The sequence below is a fragment of the Pseudomonas alloputida genome (assembly GCF_021283545.2).
Lineage (GTDB): Bacteria > Pseudomonadota > Gammaproteobacteria > Pseudomonadales > Pseudomonadaceae > Aquipseudomonas > Aquipseudomonas alloputida.
In genome coordinates this window covers 5,115,914-5,129,877 of sequence record NZ_CP128540.1, presented here as the reverse complement: position 1 = coordinate 5,129,877, position 13,964 = coordinate 5,115,914, and the positions used below count along the sequence as shown (strand labels likewise).

Here is a 13,964-nt window from a genome sequence, read left to right as displayed (position 1 = left end):
TCAGTTCTCCAGTACGCTCAGCAGGCCAAGTGGCAGGGGCACGTCCATCACGCGGTCGAACAGCCAGTAGAGGAAAATGCTCATGCCGGCCACCACAATGGCGCTTTGCAGCCAGCGGCCACCGTACAGCCGAGCCATGGGCAGGCCGACCAGGATGGCGCTGAGGATGAAGCCGAGCGCTTCGAAAGTGGCGGCGAAGACGATCAGCAGGCCGACACAGGCGGTGATCTTGATCAGGGTCTCGCGGTCCAGTTCCGGTTCGTCATCCTTGCGCACGATGGGCGTTGGGCGGAACACCAGGTACAGCAGGCCCAGCCCCATCAGGCCGAGCACCAGCAGCGGGTAAGCGCGCGGGCCCACCGGTTCATAGGAGAATGCAGCCTGATAGGGCCAGGCCATCACGGCCAGGGCGGCACACATCGCCAGCAGGGCCAAGGCGAAAATGCGTTGAAGGATCATTGGGGAATCCTCGTTGGGATTGCTCAAGTGAAATGCAAATCCTGTGGGAGCGGCCTTGCGTCGCGATCGGGCGCGAAGCTGCCGCTAAACCTGCCGATGCGATCTGTACGAAGCATCGTATCGGCTGTGCCAGGGGCCGCTTCGCGCCCGATCCCGACACAAGGCCGCTCCCACAGGAGTGGTGGTGAGTCCGACAGGCTTACTGGATCAGGCCGAATTCCTTGGCCAGCGCCTTGTAGTCAGCCACTTGCTTCTTCACATAGCCGTCCAGCTCTTCGCCGGTCATGGCGAACGGGAACAGCTCGCGCTGGTCTCGCAGCTTGGCGAAGTCCTCGGAGGCCAGCATCTTGTCGAACGAGGCCTTCCACCAGGCGTAGTCCTCGTCGCTCACTTTTGGCCCCAGGTAGAAGCCGCGCACCACCGGCCAGACGATGTCGTAGCCCTGTTCCTTGGCAGTAGGGATGTCTTTCATTTCCGGCTCGTTCAGCCGGTTTTCAGAGAACACCGCGAGGATGCGCATGTTGCCGCTCTGGATGTGCGGCATGGAGTCGGAAATGTCGGTAGAGCCGACCTGGATGTGGCCGCCCAGCAATGCCGTGGCGATTTCGCCGCCGCCCTCCAGGGCCACGTAGCGCAGGTCGCGCGGGTTGATGCCAGCGGCCTTGGCGATCAACGCAGTCTGCATCCAGTCCTGGCTGCCGACGGTACCGCCGGAACCGATCACGACCTTGCTCGGGTCTTTCTTCAGCGCTGCGACCAGGTCATCAAGGGTCTTGTAGGGCGAGTCGCTCTTCACTGCGATGGCACCGTAGCTGGTGCCGACGGCAGCCAGCCATTTCACCGCGTTTTCGTCGAAACGACCGAACTTGCCCTGGGCCAGGTTAAGCAGCGAGCCGCTGGACCAGGCCACCAGCGTGCCGGCGTCTGCCGGGCGCTGGGCGACCACGGCGTTGTAGGCGACCGCGCCGACCCCGCCGGGCATGTAGGTGACGCGCATCGGCTTGCTGAGGATCTTTTCTTGTACCAGTGCGCTTTGCACCAGCTTGCAGGTCAGGTCGAAGCCACCGCCAGGGGAGGCGGGTGCGATGCATTCGGGGCGTTTCGGTTCTGCAGCGAGGGCGTTGCCGGCCAACAGCAGGCAGCCGGTAGCGAGGACGAGGCGGCGCAGTGAAAAGGTCATCGTCGATCTCCGTGAGTGTTGTTGTTATCGGATTACCGCTATGGGGTTACCACAGCGCCACGCTGTAGCTGACCAACAGCCTCACTTCATCCGCGTCACGGGCGAAGTTGGAGCGGAAGGTGGCGTTGCGCAGACGCACGGCGACGTTCTTCAACGGGCCGCTTTGTACCACGTACTTCAGTTCGGTGTTGCGTTCCCACTCTTTGCCTTCGCCACCGGCAGCCCGGCTGACGTTGTCACCGCTGATGTAACGGGTCATGAAGGTCAGGCCCGGTACGCCGAGCGCGGCGAAGTTGTAGTCGTAGCGCGCCTGCCAGGAGCGTTCGTCGGCACCGGCGAAGTCATTGATCTGGACGAAGTTGACCAGGTACGGGTCGGCGCCATCCACATACGGGAAGGCACTTTCGCCGGACAACTGCTGCCAGGCGGCGCTGACCTTGTGCCCGCCCAGGGCATAGCTGAGCATGCCGTTGACGGTGGTGTTGTCGATGTTGCCGGCCTTGGCTGCACCGGCGTCGTCGCTCATGGCAAGGCGCAGGTCGGCACCCAGGGTGCCCGGGCCCCAGGGTTGGGTGGCGACCATGCCGATGAAGTGCTGGCGGTAGATATCGTCGAGCTGGGCGAAGTGGTAGCTGCCGGTGATGCGGTCGGTGAACTGGTAGTCGAGCCCGCCCAGGGCCAGGTTGTCAGCGCTGAAGGTGCCACCGAAGCGGCCGTTCTTGTTGTTCAGCGCCAGGTCTTCCCAGTTGGTGTCGTTGCGGTCCTTGGCTTTGTCTATGCGGCCACCGGTGAAGGTCAGGCCCTTGATCTCTTTGGAGGTGAGCAGGCCGCCCTCGAAGGTTTGCGGCAGGATACGCCCGTCGTTGGGCTGCAGGGTCGGCAGTTCGGGGATCAGGGTGCCGATCTTGAGTTCAGTCTGGGAGATCTTCACCTTGCCGGTCAGGCCCAGCTTGGAGTATTCGTCGGCAGCCTTGCCGTCATCGTGGGTGGGCAGCAGGCCGCTGTCGGTACGGTCGGGGCTGGAGTCGAGCTTGATGCCGAGCATGCCCAACGCGTCCAGGCCAAAGCCCACGGTGCCATCGGTGTAGCCAGACTCGAAATTGAGGATGAAGCCCTGGGCCCATTCATCGCGCTTGGATTGCTGCGCGCTGGTGCCGTCGCGGAAGTCGCGGTTGAAGTACATGTTGCGGGTTTCGAAGGTGGCCGTGCTGTCTTCGAAGAAGGCGGCCTGGCTCATCGGGGCGACACCGGCAAGCGCGAGGGCGCTGGCGATGGCCGAGGGGCGAGCGATAAAGGAACGGGTAGGCGCGAACGCCTGCGGCTGCGATGACAGCATCGTCGATGACTCCGTTTATTGTTCTTATTCGTTGCACCTTGCTGGTGCTTTTTTCGGCGCGAAGGGCGACCGTGGTGCGATGCTAGGCAACGAACCTTTCGCTAACCTTTCAGCGTGAAAGGTTTGTCACGAGGGGCTTCACAGGCGTGGTGACAGCGGTACACTCCGCGCCACCGCCCCACCCGAGCAGGGAGAATCCGATGCGTGTGCTACTGGTCGAAGACCACCTGCAACTGGCCGAAAGCGTGGCCCTGGCCTTGAAAAGCCATGGCCTGACCGTAGATGTGCTGCATGACGGCGTGGCTGCCGACTTGGCGCTGGCCAGTGAGGAATACGCCGTGGCCGTGCTGGATGTCGGCCTGCCGCGCATGGACGGCTTTGAGGTACTGGCGCGCTTGCGAGGCCGTGGCAAAACCTTGCCAGTGCTTATGCTGACTGCGCGCAGCGACGTCAAGGACCGGGTCCATGGCCTGAACCTGGGCGCCGACGATTATCTGGCCAAGCCGTTTGAGCTGACCGAGCTGGAAGCGCGGGTCAAGGCCTTGCTACGCCGCAGTGTGCTCGGTGGCGAGCGACAGCAACGCTGTGGGCCGCTGGTGTATGACCTGGACACCCGGCGCTTCACCCTCGGTGATGACAACCTGACGCTGACCTCCCGCGAGCAGAGTGTGCTGGAAGCGCTGATCGCTCGCCCGGGCCGGGTGATGAGCAAGGAGCAGCTGGCTGCCCAGGTGTTTGGCCTGGACGAAGAAGCCAGCCCTGACGCCATCGAAATCTACATTCACCGGCTGCGCAAAAAGCTCGACGGGCACCCTGTGGCCATCGTCACTTTCCGCGGTCTGGGCTATTTGCTTGAGCACCGCGATGCGTGACAACGGCAGCCTGCGCGGGCGCTTGCTGGGTAATTTGGCGCTGTTGCTGGTGGTGCTGATGCTGGCCAGCGGCCTTAGCGCCTACTGGAATGGCCGCGAGGCCGCCGACACTGCCTACGACCGCACCCTGCTGGCTTCGGCGAGAACCATCGCCGCGGGCCTGTCGCAGCGCGATGGTTCGTTGAGCGCGGATGTGCCTTACGTGGCGCTGGACACGTTTGCCTATGACAGTGCGGGGCGCATTTACTATCAGGTGCTGGATATCAAGCAGAGGCTGATTTCTGGCTACGAGAACCTGCCGCCACCGCCGCCGGGTACGCCGCGCACCGATGACTATCCGGCATTGGCACGGTTCTACAACGCCACTTACCTGGGCCAGGACGTTCGTGTGGTCAGCCTGCTGAAGCCGGTCAGCGAGCCGAACATGAACGGCATGGCAGAGATTCGCGTAGCCGAAACCGAGGAAGCGCGGGTGCGCATGGCCCGAGGGTTGATGGCCGATACCCTGCTGCGCCTGGGTATGCTGGCACTGGGGGCGTTGGTGATGGTGTGGTTTGCCGTGAGTGCCGCGTTGCAGCCGTTGGAGCGCCTTCGCACAGCGGTGGAAGAACGCCAGCCGGACGACTTGCGAGCGTTGCCGGTGGTGCAGGTGCAGCGCGAGCTGGGCCCGCTGGTGCGCGCCTTGAACCACTTTACCGAGCGCTTGCGCGGCCAGTTCGAGCGCCAGGCGCAGTTCATTGCCGACGCGGCCCACGAACTGCGAACGCCGCTGGCGGCGTTGAAGGCACGTGTCGAGCTGGGCTTGCGCTCGGCCGAGCCGCAGGAGTGGCGGCAGACCTTGGAGTCGGCAGCCCAGGGCACCGACAGGCTGACCCACCTGGCCAACCAGCTGTTGTCCCTGGCGCGGGTCGAGAATGGCGCACGGGCGATTGCCGAAGGCGGTGCGCAGCGTCTGGACTTGAGTCAGTTGGCCCGCGAGCTGGGCATGGCCATGGCGCCTTTGGCGCACAAGCGCGGGGTGGCGCTGGCGCTGGAGGCCGAGGCGCCGGTGTGGTTGAAGGGGGAGCCGACATTGCTCAACGAGTTGTTGAGCAACCTGGTGGACAATGCCTTGGCGCATACGCCAGCGGGTGGCAATGTGATTTTGCGGGTAATGGCGCCGGCAGTGCTGGAAGTGGAAGACGACGGGCCAGGTATTCCCGTGGCCGAGCGCGAACGGGTGTTCGAGCGGTTCTACCGGCGAAGTGCGCAGGGCAGTGGGTTAGGGCTGGCGATCGTTGGCGAGATCTGTCGGGCGCACCTGGCGCAAGTGACCCTGCACGATGGCGAGAAGGGCGGGTTGCGGGTGCGGGTGAGCTTTATCGCGGATTGATGGTTTGCCTGTGTCGCCCCTTTCATGGGCTCACCCGCGAAAGGGGCGACACAGGCTGGTACAGCTCAGCGCAACATGCTCCGCGCCTCCAGCAGTTCATCGACCTCCAGCTCGGTGCCAAACGGCAACCCCAGATGGCGGTACGCCGGCAGCGCAGCCAATGGCCGGTGACGCCCGCGCTGACTGATGCAGCGGGCGATCTGCACGATGTCGATGTAATCGATCTTGTCAGTCTGGCGGTCCAGGTCATGAACCTGGCTCGGCAGGTGGACCAACTGCTCCGGAAACTCCCAGGCCTTGAGGATCTTGTCCCCCAGCACCGGCTGGAGTTGCTCGATCACATAATGCAGGCAAACCGGGTCGGACAACAGTTCGTTGTGCTCTTCGGCATAGATGAGTACCGGCAGCGCGCCAATCTGGTTGACCAGCCCACCCAAGGTGGCCTGGTCGGGTTTGAGAGGTGTGAAGCGACGGCAGATTTCGTAGCTGATGCCCGCCACTTCCAGGCTACTGGCCCAGATATCGCGCAGTTTCTGCTCCACTGCCGGCGAGCGGGCATGGAAAATCTGCTCGATCACCAGGCCGATGGCCAGGTTGCAGCTGTAGTTGATGCCTAGCCGCGTGATGGCGGTATGCAGGTCGGTCACCTCGACCGCAGCACGCAGCAATGGGCTGTTGACGACCTTGATCAGGCGCGCAGACAGGGCCGCGTCGCGGCCGATCACCTTGCTCAGGGCCGCTACGCTGATCTCGCTGTCTTCCGCTGCCTCGCGGATGCTCAAGGCAACCTCGGGCAGGGTTGGCAGGACCAGGTCATCCTTTTCGATGGCGTCGAGCAATTGTGCTTGAACCAACTCGGCCAGCTTGTTCATGGGCATGTCTACCGCAGTGGTGGTGCGGCCCCGCCACAGGGGTGGGGCAGGCTGGTCAGCGCTGGATTTCCCGGTCGCGGTCCAGTTCGTAAGGCAGGGTCAGCACCTGCAGGCGCGGGCCTTCGAGGCTGCCCAGGTGCAGGTGGCCGTCTTCCACCGCCTCGGCGCTGAGCACCGCGAGCAGTTCGCAGCCCGTGCCGTTGCCGGCAGCAATGACCACTTCACCGACCGACGACCCATGGGTGGGCGAGAAAATCTCGGCGCCCGGGGCCGGAATGGCCTGCTGGTCAAGTGCCAGGCGGTACTGGCGGCGCTTGAGTTTGCCCAGGTACTGCATGCGGGCGACGATTTCCTGGCCGGTGTAGCAGCCTTTCTTGAAGCTGACGCCGTCGACGGCCTGCAGGTTGATCATCTGCGGGATGAACAGCTCACGGGTTGGGCCCATGACCTGGCCGATACCTGCGCGAATCTGGCCCAGCAGCCAGTCGTTTAGCGTGCCTTCGGGCAGCGCTGCGGCAAGGGCCTGGCGTACTGGCTCGGCGTCAGCCACCGGCACCCACAGCTCGACCCGGCCGGCGGACACGGCGATCGCGATCAGCCCGTCATGGCGCACGGTGCTACCGGCGGCGGCGGGCACGACAAGCCCCAGCGCCTGCAGTGCAGCGTCGCCACCTTGCAGGCCGAAGCGTGCCCATGCGGTGCTTTCGTCGGTCAGCGTGGCCTTGGAGAACACGGCGTATTTTTTCAGGTCGGCCAGTTGCGCGTCGAGCAGTTCACTGGCCATGGCCAGCAAGTAGCCGTTGCCTTCGGGCACTATGCGGAAGCTCGACTGCATGCGCCCCTTGACCATGCAGCGGGCGCCGAGGCTGGCGTGTTCCTGGCTGAGGTAGTTGATGTTGCAGGTCAGCTGGCCTTGCAGGAACTTGCCTGCATCGGAGCCGCGGACGGCGAGGATGCCCTCGTGGGACAGGGGGCAGAAGAAAGCGGAATCGGCCATGGGTCATCGCGGTGGCTAAAGACTGGCGGCCATCATAGAACGCCGGTAACAAAATAGGTAGGTGACTAGACCAACGCCCGGTGTCGCTTCGCGCGCCTGGCTGTATACTGGCGGCCCATTCGAGGAGGGCCCCATGGTCGAACAAACTGAACTCAACCGGCTTTTCTGGCACAGCCGCCGCGGCATGCTGGAACTGGACGTACTGCTGGTGCCTTTCACCCAGGAAGTCTACCCCACCCTCAATGAGACCGACCGTGAACTGTACGTGCGTCTCTTGAGCTGCGAGGATCAGGACATGTTCGGCTGGTTCATGGAGCGCACCGAGTCCGAAGACCCGGAACTGCAGCGCATGGTCCGCATCATTCTGGACCGTGTCCAGCCCAAGTGAGTGCTTCGAGTGCCGTTGGCAAGGCTCGCGCCTGCTGCTGACGGCCTACCTCGCTTGTCAGGTTCTGGCGTGGCTTGCCGTGTGGGCGAGCCCGCTGCCCGGGTGGTTGGCCTTTTCGGTTGTCGCCGCCTGCACGGCCCACGCTGGCTGGGCCATTCCCCGACGTATCCTGTTGACCCATGAGCATGCTGTTGTCGGCCTGCGCCGTGATGTGCGGGGCTGGCAGGTGTTCAGTCGTGCCTGTGGGTGGCAGCGGGTTCGGTTGTGCCGGGACAGTGTGGCGTTGCCACGGCTGGTGGTTTTGCGCTTTGAGCGGGTGGGGCGTTGGCTGGGGGAAAGCCAGTGTATACCTCAGGATGCGCTAGGGGCTGACGAGCATCGGCGCTTGCGGGTGCGGTTGAAGTTCAGCCGGCGGCGCTGGGCTGCGGTGAGCCGGGCATAGATCGAGACCGGGTTAGCTTCTTCGCGGGCGAGCCCGCGAAGGCCACGACGCCGATATCAGAGCGGGTTAAGGATGGTGTCCTTGGCCTCGTCCAGCATCCCTGGATAATCCAGTGTGTAATGCAACCCTCGGCTTTCCTTGCGCTGCATGGCTGACAGGATCATCAGCTCGGCCACTTGCGCCAGGTTGCGCAGCTCGATCAGGTCACGGCTGACCTTGTAGTTGCTGTAGAACTCGTCGATTTCATCCAGCAGCAGGCGAATGCGGTGCTGGGCCCGCTGCAGGCGCTTGCTGGTGCGCACGATGCCGACGTAGTCCCACATGAAGCGCCGCAGTTCGTCCCAGTTGTGCGCAATGATCACGTCCTCGTCCGAGTCGGTCACCTGGCTGGCGTCCCAGCCGGGCAAGGCCTTGGGCATGGCCACTTGCTCCAGGTGCGCCTGGATGTCGGCAGCGGCGGCGCGACCGTACACAAAACATTCCAGCAGCGAGTTGCTGGCCATGCGGTTGGCGCCGTGCAGGCCGGTGAAACTGGTTTCGCCGATGGCATACAAGCCAGGCACATCGGTGTGGCCGCAGTCGTCGACCATCACCCCGCCGCAGGTGTAATGCGCCGCAGGCACCACCGGGATCGGCTGACGGGTGATATCGATGCCAAAGGCCAGGCAGCGCTCGTACACGGTGGGGAAGTGGCTCTTGATGAAATCTGCAGGCTTGTGAGTGATGTCCAGGTATACGCAGTCCACGCCCAGGCGCTTCATCTCGTGGTCGATGGCGCGGGCCACGATGTCCCGTGGGGCCAGCTCTTCGCGTGGGTCGAAGCGTGGCATGAAACGTTCGCCGTTGGGCAGGCGCAGCAGGGCGCCCTCGCCGCGCAGGGCTTCGGTGATCAGGAAGCTCTTGGCCTGTGGGTGATACAGGCAGGTCGGGTGGAACTGGTTGAATTCCAGGTTCGCCACTCGGCAGCCGGCCCGCCAGGCCATGGCGATACCGTCGCCGCAGGCACCATCGGGGTTGCTGGTGTAGAGATAGACCTTGGCCGCACCGCCCGTGGCCAGCACGGTGAAGCGCGCGCCGAAGGTGTCCACCTCGCCGGTGTTGCGGTCGAGCACGTAGGCGCCCAGGCAGCGTTCGCCGGGCAGGCCCAGGCGGCGTTCAGTGATCAGGTCGACCGCCACCCGCTGCTCCAGCAGCTGGATGTTCGGGCGCTGGCGAGCCTGTTCCAGCAGCGTGGTGAAGATTGCCGCGCCGGTAGCGTCGGCGGCGTGGATGATGCGCCGGTGGCTATGGCCCCCTTCACGGGTGAGGTGGAACTCGAAGCCGCCATCGTCGACGCTGTAGTGCTCATCGCGGGTGAAGGGCACGCCTTGCTCGATCAGCCATTGGATCGCTTCGCGGCTGTGCTCGACGGTAAAGCGCACTGCGTCTTCATGGCACAGCCCGCCGCCGGCATTGAGGGTGTCCTCGACATGCGACTGCACAGTATCGGTGTTGTCCAGCACTGCAGCGACGCCGCCCTGGGCCCAGAAGGTCGAGCCGTTGGACAGGTCGCCCTTGCTCAATACGGCAACGCGAAGGTGGCTGGGGAGGTTAAGTGCCAGGCTGAGACCGGCGGCACCGCTGCCGATCACCAGGACATCATGTTGGAATTGTTGGCTCATGTCGGGACACTAGTAATCTTTGGGAGGGGCACGGCACAATGGTCACGCGCGGATGGCATTGTGAAACTATCGTTAAACGTGTCGGGATGCCTTTATAGCAGCCCCGGGTGGCCAATTTCCATGCTACCTGCCAGGTTGCGACAACCTTTGTGGGAACTTTCCGACATGGCCGGAAATCCTATGAAGGCTGCCCGTACGCCACAATTTGCCGCGGCGACGCAGGGCGGCAGGCCTTTCCAGGCTTACCCCTGTGTATTTGAAACCTGATTATCGACGTAGCCGGCCGTGACCGCGCCGCGTCTTCCGTGCAAGCCGACCAAGGGCTGCAGGAAACTTGCTTGGAGGGGAGAACTTTTGCGCAAAGCCCGAGTCTATGGTTGCAAGCCTGAACGATGGCTGATGCAACGCTCCTTCGAGTTCACTGAGGAGTGTTCATGCTAACCCAGGAAGAGGATCAGCAGCTTGTCGAGCGCGTTCAGCGCGGCGACAGGCGAGCTTTCGATCTGTTGGTGCTGAAGTATCAGCACAAGATTCTCGGGTTGATCGTGCGGTTTGTCCACGATACCCACGAGGCCCAGGATGTAGCACAGGAAGCCTTCATCAAGGCCTACCGTGCGCTTGGCAACTTCCGCGGCGACAGTGCGTTCTATACGTGGCTGTACCGCATCGCCATCAACACGGCGAAGAACTACCTGGTGTCCCGTGGAAGACGGCCGCCAGACAGTGATGTGAGCTCCGAGGATGCGGAGTTTTACGACGGCGATCATGGTCTCAAGGATCTCGAGTCCCCAGAGCGCTCGTTGTTGCGGGATGAAATCGAAGGCACTGTCCATCGCACCATCCAGCAACTGCCCGAAGACCTGCGTACGGCATTGACGCTACGCGAGTTCGACGGGCTGAGTTACGAAGACATTGCCAGTGTCATGCAATGTCCGGTGGGTACCGTGCGCTCTCGAATCTTCCGCGCTCGGGAGGCCATAGATAAAGCCCTGCAGCCGTTGTTGCAGGAAACCTGAGACAGCGGCGACAGCGCCAAGAGAGGAACCGCCATGAGTCGTGAAGCTTTGCAGGAATCGCTGTCCGCGGTGATGGATAACGAAGCGGATGAACTGGAACTGCGTCGGGTGTTGAACGCCGTCGACGACGCCGAAACCCGTGCCACCTGGTCGCGTTACCAGGTTGCCCGTGCAGCCATGCACAAGGAACTGCTGCTGCCTAACCTGGATATCGCCTCGGCGGTGTCCGCGGCGCTGGCCGACGAAGCCGTGCCAGCCAAGGTCAAGAAAGGCCCTTGGCGCAGCATTGGCCGTCTGGCGGTAGCCGCCTCGGTTACCGTCGCGGTACTGGCCGGTGTGCGTATGTACAACCAGGACGAAATCACGGGTGCAGAGCTTGCTGCCCAGCAGCCTGTCCAACAGGGCCTGAGTGTGCCACAAGCGCAAGGCCCGGCCGTTTTGGCAGGCTATAGTGAAAGCAGTGAGCAACCGACCGGGCCAATGGCCAATGGCGTGCTGCAGAACCAGGCCGGCTGGGATCAGCGTCTGCCAGGCTACCTGCGCCAGCATGCCCAGGAATCTGCGCTCAAGGGCACTGAAACCGCATTGCCGTATGCCCGCGCCGCCAGCCTGGAAAACCGTTAAGTAAGGAGGATCATGCGCGCGCTACCTCTCTTGTCGCTGCTGATTGGCAGCTGCATGACGGTGCCAGCATTGGCGGCCAATTCTTCGCCTGAGGCGAGTGAGTGGCTGAACAAGCTGGCACAGGCCGAGCAAAAACAGAGCTATCAAGGGTCGTTCGTCTACGAACGCAACGGCAGTTTCTCCTCCCACGACATCTGGCACAGGGTCGACGACGGCAAGGTCAGCGAGCGGCTGTTGCAGCTTGATGGCGCCGCCCAGGAAATCGTGCGCGTGGATGGCAAGGTGGAATGTGTCAGCGGGGCCTTGGCCAGCGGTGTCACGGCGCCGCCGGATACCGCACCGCGTGTGCTTGATCCGCTGAAACTGATGGGTTGGTACGATTTGAGTGTGGCAGGCAAGTCACGGGTCGCCGGGCGCGATGCCGTGATCATTACGCTCACGCCACGCGACCAGCATCGCTATGCGTTCGAATTGCACCTGGACCGTCACTCGGGTTTGCCGCTGCGTTCGTTGATGCTCAACGACAAGGGGCAGTTGCTGGAACGCTTCCAGATGACCCGTCTCGATACCGATGAAATACCCAGCGACGCAGACTTGCGCCCAGGTGCTGCCTGCAAGCCAGTGCAGCATGTGGCAGCCGGCAGCAATGATGCCGTCGCGGGTTGGCGTTCGGACTGGCTGCCACCCGGTTTCGAGCTGGTCAACAGCTCGGTACGCCGTGATCCCAAGCACAACAGTTCGGTCAGCAGCCTGATGTATGACGACGGCCTGGCGCGTTTTTCGGTGTTCATCGAGCAAGTGAGCGATGATGGCGGCACCGACATGCGCACCCAGCTAGGCCCGACCTCGGCAGTCTCGCGTCGCCTGAATACACCCAAGGGCAAAGTGATGGTGACCGTGGTTGGCGAAATTCCGCTGGGTACGGCAGAACGCGTCGCCCTGTCGATGCGCCCCCAGGATGCCCAGGCGCGCCAGTAATGGCGCGCTTTTGCGTGCCGAGCCAAGGCAGGTGGGCATACGCCTGAAATGAAATTAAAGCATTGTCATTTGCAATCCATCGGCAAATTTTCTATAGGTCAGGCTTTGAAGAGCCTGGCCTTTTCTGCGTTGTGCAGGGGTCTTTCCAAACTACCGCTCGTTGTGACGGGAGTCGTATGTCAATACCACGCTTGAAATCCTACCTAATGATGTTCGCTGCTGTGCTGATGCTCGGCCAAGTAGTCGCCGCCCAGGCCGAGGAAGCCCTGCCGGACTTCACCACCCTGGTGGAGCAGGCTTCGCCGGCGGTGGTCAACATCAGTACCAAGCAGAAGCTGCCTGACCGCCGGATCGCCGCAAACCAGATGCCGGATCTGGAAGGCCTGCCGCCGATGTTCCGCGAGTTCTTCGAGCGCAACATGCCCCAGCAGCCCCGTTCGCCGCGCGGCGACCGCCAGCGCGAGGCGCAGTCGCTGGGCTCGGGCTTCATCATTTCCAGTGATGGCTACGTGCTCACCAATAACCATGTGGTGGCCGATGCCGACGAGATCATCGTCCGCCTGTCGGACCGTAGCGAGCTCCAGGCCAAGCTGGTCGGCACCGACCCGCGCACTGACGTGGCGCTGCTGAAGGTCGATGGCAAGAATTTGCCAACGGTGAAACTGGGTGACTCCGAGAAGCTCAAGGTGGGCGAGTGGGTACTGGCCATCGGTTCGCCGTTCGGCTTCGACCATTCGGTGACCAAAGGTATCGTCAGCGCCAAGGGCCGGACCCTGCCCAATGACACCTACGTACCGTTCATCCAGACCGACGTGGCCATCAACCCGGGTAACTCCGGCGGCCCGCTGTTCAACATGAAAGGCGAAGTGGTGGGGATCAACTCGCAGATCTTCACCCGTTCTGGCGGTTTCATGGGCCTGTCGTTCGCCATCCCGATTGATGTGGCGATCGATGTCTCCAACCAGCTGAAGAAAGACGGCAAGGTCAGCCGCGGCTGGCTGGGCGTGGTGATTCAGGAGGTCAACAAGGACCTGGCTGAATCGTTCGGCCTGGACAAGCCGGCGGGCGCCCTGGTGGCCCAGGTGCTGGAAAACGGCCCGGCAGCCAAAGGCGGCCTGCAGGTGGGCGACGTGATCCTCAGCATGAACGGCCAGCCAATCGTCATGTCGGCCGATCTGCCGCACCTGGTAGGCGGCCTCAAGGATGGCGAGAAGGCCAAGCTGGAAATCATCCGCAATGGCAAGCGCCAGAACCTGGACATCAGCGTCGGCGCGCTGCCGGATGACGACGTTGACATTGGCGCTGGCACCGAAGGCAGCGCCGAGCGCAGCAGCAACCGCCTGGGTGTATCGGTCGCCGACCTGACCGCCGAGCAGAAAAAATCCCTGGAGCTCAAAGGTGGCGTGGTCATCAAGGAAGTGCAGGATGGCCCGGCAGCCATGATCGGCTTGCGCCCTGGTGATGTCATCAGCCATCTGAACAACCAGGCCATCGGTTCGGCCAAGGAATTCACCGAAATCGCCAAGGAACTGCCGAAGAATCGTTCCGTGTCGATGCGCGTACTGCGTCAGGGCCGTGCCAGCTTCATCACTTTCAAGCTTGCTGAATAAGCAGTTTCGCAAGGCGAAAGGGCAGCTTCGGCTGCCCTTTTTCATGAATCTTCACAATTGCCGGAATGATTGCTGTGTACAGTCGGACAGAGGAATCTCCCATAACCCAGCAGCTTAAGGTACAATTCCCGGCTATTTTTCGGCGGGCGTCCGGCTC

General features: G+C 62.8%; 14 protein-coding genes. 8 read left to right on the top strand and 6 right to left on the bottom strand.

What is annotated here, in order from left to right:
* From LU682_RS23795 to LU682_RS23785, 3 genes are all read right to left on the bottom strand, one after another.
* Complete coding sequence (locus LU682_RS23795) at positions 1-459, bottom strand: tripartite tricarboxylate transporter TctB family protein (RefSeq protein ID WP_049587364.1); 459 nt, start codon at positions 457-459, stop codon at positions 1-3.
* 199 nt (positions 460-658) lie between these two features.
* Complete coding sequence (locus tag LU682_RS23790; protein WP_010952525.1) at positions 659-1,639, bottom strand: Bug family tripartite tricarboxylate transporter substrate binding protein; 981 nt, start codon at positions 1,637-1,639, stop codon at positions 659-661.
* A gap of 46 nt (positions 1,640-1,685) precedes the next feature.
* Positions 1,686-2,975 (bottom strand): OprD family porin, encoded by a 1,290-nt coding sequence (locus LU682_RS23785; RefSeq protein ID WP_010952526.1) that lies wholly within the window; start codon positions 2,973-2,975, stop codon positions 1,686-1,688.
* Between the two features lie 200 nt (positions 2,976-3,175).
* On the opposite strand from LU682_RS23785, the gene LU682_RS23780 reads away from it, so the two are divergent.
* Together LU682_RS23780 and LU682_RS23775 are read left to right on the top strand one after the other, a co-directional pair.
* The gene (locus tag LU682_RS23780) at positions 3,176-3,847 is read left to right on the top strand and encodes a response regulator (RefSeq protein WP_010952527.1); all 672 of its coding nucleotides are present in this window, start codon (positions 3,176-3,178) and stop codon (positions 3,845-3,847) included.
* A complete protein-coding gene (locus LU682_RS23775) occupies positions 3,840-5,219 on the top strand; it encodes a sensor histidine kinase (protein WP_060488856.1) in 1,380 nt (459 codons plus the stop codon). Before LU682_RS23780 ends, LU682_RS23775 begins: the two co-directional genes overlap by 8 nt.
* Positions 5,220-5,284: 65 nt before the next feature.
* On the opposite strand, the gene LU682_RS23770 is transcribed toward LU682_RS23775, so the two are convergent.
* Complete coding sequence (locus tag LU682_RS23770; protein WP_028698136.1) at positions 5,285-6,091, bottom strand: HDOD domain-containing protein; 807 nt, start codon at positions 6,089-6,091, stop codon at positions 5,285-5,287.
* Positions 6,092-6,146: 55 nt separating this feature from the next.
* Positions 6,147-7,088 carry a CAF17-like 4Fe-4S cluster assembly/insertion protein YgfZ gene (gene ygfZ / locus LU682_RS23765; protein ID WP_010952530.1) on the bottom strand — a complete coding sequence of 314 codons (942 nt, stop codon included), beginning with the start codon at positions 7,086-7,088 and terminating at the stop codon, positions 6,147-6,149.
* Positions 7,089-7,221: 133 nt separating this feature from the next.
* Here ygfZ and LU682_RS23760 point away from each other — a divergent pair, with 133 nt between their 5' ends.
* On the top strand, positions 7,222-7,476 hold the full coding sequence (locus tag LU682_RS23760; protein ID WP_003252043.1) for an FAD assembly factor SdhE: 255 nt from the start codon (positions 7,222-7,224) through the stop codon (positions 7,474-7,476).
* On the top strand, positions 7,460-7,918 hold the full coding sequence (locus LU682_RS23755) for a protein YgfX (RefSeq protein ID WP_010952531.1): 459 nt from the start codon (positions 7,460-7,462) through the stop codon (positions 7,916-7,918). The genes LU682_RS23760 and LU682_RS23755 overlap by 17 nt, the downstream gene beginning before the upstream one ends.
* Positions 7,919-7,974: 56 nt before the next feature.
* Here the strand turns inward: LU682_RS23755 and nadB are convergent, their stop codons facing one another.
* Positions 7,975-9,579 (bottom strand): L-aspartate oxidase, encoded by a 1,605-nt coding sequence (nadB, locus tag LU682_RS23750; protein WP_010952532.1) that lies wholly within the window; start codon positions 9,577-9,579, stop codon positions 7,975-7,977.
* Positions 9,580-10,013: 434 nt separating this feature from the next.
* Between nadB and rpoE the strand changes: the two genes are divergently transcribed.
* The 4 genes from rpoE to LU682_RS23730 all read left to right on the top strand — a co-directional run bounded on the left by rpoE (position 10,014) and on the right by LU682_RS23730 (position 13,807).
* A complete protein-coding gene (gene rpoE, locus LU682_RS23745; RefSeq protein ID WP_003252049.1) occupies positions 10,014-10,595 on the top strand; it encodes an RNA polymerase sigma factor RpoE/AlgU in 582 nt (193 codons plus the stop codon).
* 33 nt (positions 10,596-10,628) lie between these two features.
* Positions 10,629-11,219 carry a sigma-E factor negative regulatory protein gene (locus tag LU682_RS23740; protein WP_003252050.1) on the top strand — a complete coding sequence of 197 codons (591 nt, stop codon included), beginning with the start codon at positions 10,629-10,631 and terminating at the stop codon, positions 11,217-11,219.
* Positions 11,220-11,231: 12 nt separating this feature from the next.
* Positions 11,232-12,197, top strand: a complete 966-nt coding sequence (locus LU682_RS23735; RefSeq protein WP_010952533.1) for a MucB/RseB C-terminal domain-containing protein — start codon at positions 11,232-11,234, stop codon at positions 12,195-12,197.
* A gap of 206 nt (positions 12,198-12,403) precedes the next feature.
* Entirely contained in the window at positions 12,404-13,807 is a 1,404-nt protein-coding gene (locus tag LU682_RS23730; protein ID WP_370688748.1) for a DegQ family serine endoprotease, read from the top strand.
* Positions 13,808-13,964 lie beyond the last annotated feature (157 nt).

Coding starts and splice junctions, on each gene's coding strand:
- LU682_RS23795 (WP_049587364.1), bottom strand. CDS start 459: ATGATCCTTCAACGCATTTTCGCCTTGGCCCTGCTGGCGATGTGTGCC.
- LU682_RS23790 (WP_010952525.1), bottom strand. CDS start 1,639: ATGACCTTTTCACTGCGCCGCCTCGTCCTCGCTACCGGCTGCCTGCTG.
- LU682_RS23785 (WP_010952526.1), bottom strand. CDS start 2,975: ATGCTGTCATCGCAGCCGCAGGCGTTCGCGCCTACCCGTTCCTTTATC.
- LU682_RS23780 (WP_010952527.1), top strand. CDS start 3,176: ATGCGTGTGCTACTGGTCGAAGACCACCTGCAACTGGCCGAAAGCGTG.
- LU682_RS23775 (WP_060488856.1), top strand. CDS start 3,840: ATGCGTGACAACGGCAGCCTGCGCGGGCGCTTGCTGGGTAATTTGGCG.
- LU682_RS23770 (WP_028698136.1), bottom strand. CDS start 6,091: ATGAACAAGCTGGCCGAGTTGGTTCAAGCACAATTGCTCGACGCCATC.
- ygfZ (WP_010952530.1), bottom strand. CDS start 7,088: ATGGCCGATTCCGCTTTCTTCTGCCCCCTGTCCCACGAGGGCATCCTC.
- LU682_RS23760 (WP_003252043.1), top strand. CDS start 7,222: ATGGTCGAACAAACTGAACTCAACCGGCTTTTCTGGCACAGCCGCCGC.
- nadB (WP_010952532.1), bottom strand. CDS start 9,579: ATGAGCCAACAATTCCAACATGATGTCCTGGTGATCGGCAGCGGTGCC.
- rpoE (WP_003252049.1), top strand. CDS start 10,014: ATGCTAACCCAGGAAGAGGATCAGCAGCTTGTCGAGCGCGTTCAGCGC.
- LU682_RS23740 (WP_003252050.1), top strand. CDS start 10,629: ATGAGTCGTGAAGCTTTGCAGGAATCGCTGTCCGCGGTGATGGATAAC.
- LU682_RS23735 (WP_010952533.1), top strand. CDS start 11,232: ATGCGCGCGCTACCTCTCTTGTCGCTGCTGATTGGCAGCTGCATGACG.
- LU682_RS23730 (WP_370688748.1), top strand. CDS start 12,404: ATGATGTTCGCTGCTGTGCTGATGCTCGGCCAAGTAGTCGCCGCCCAG.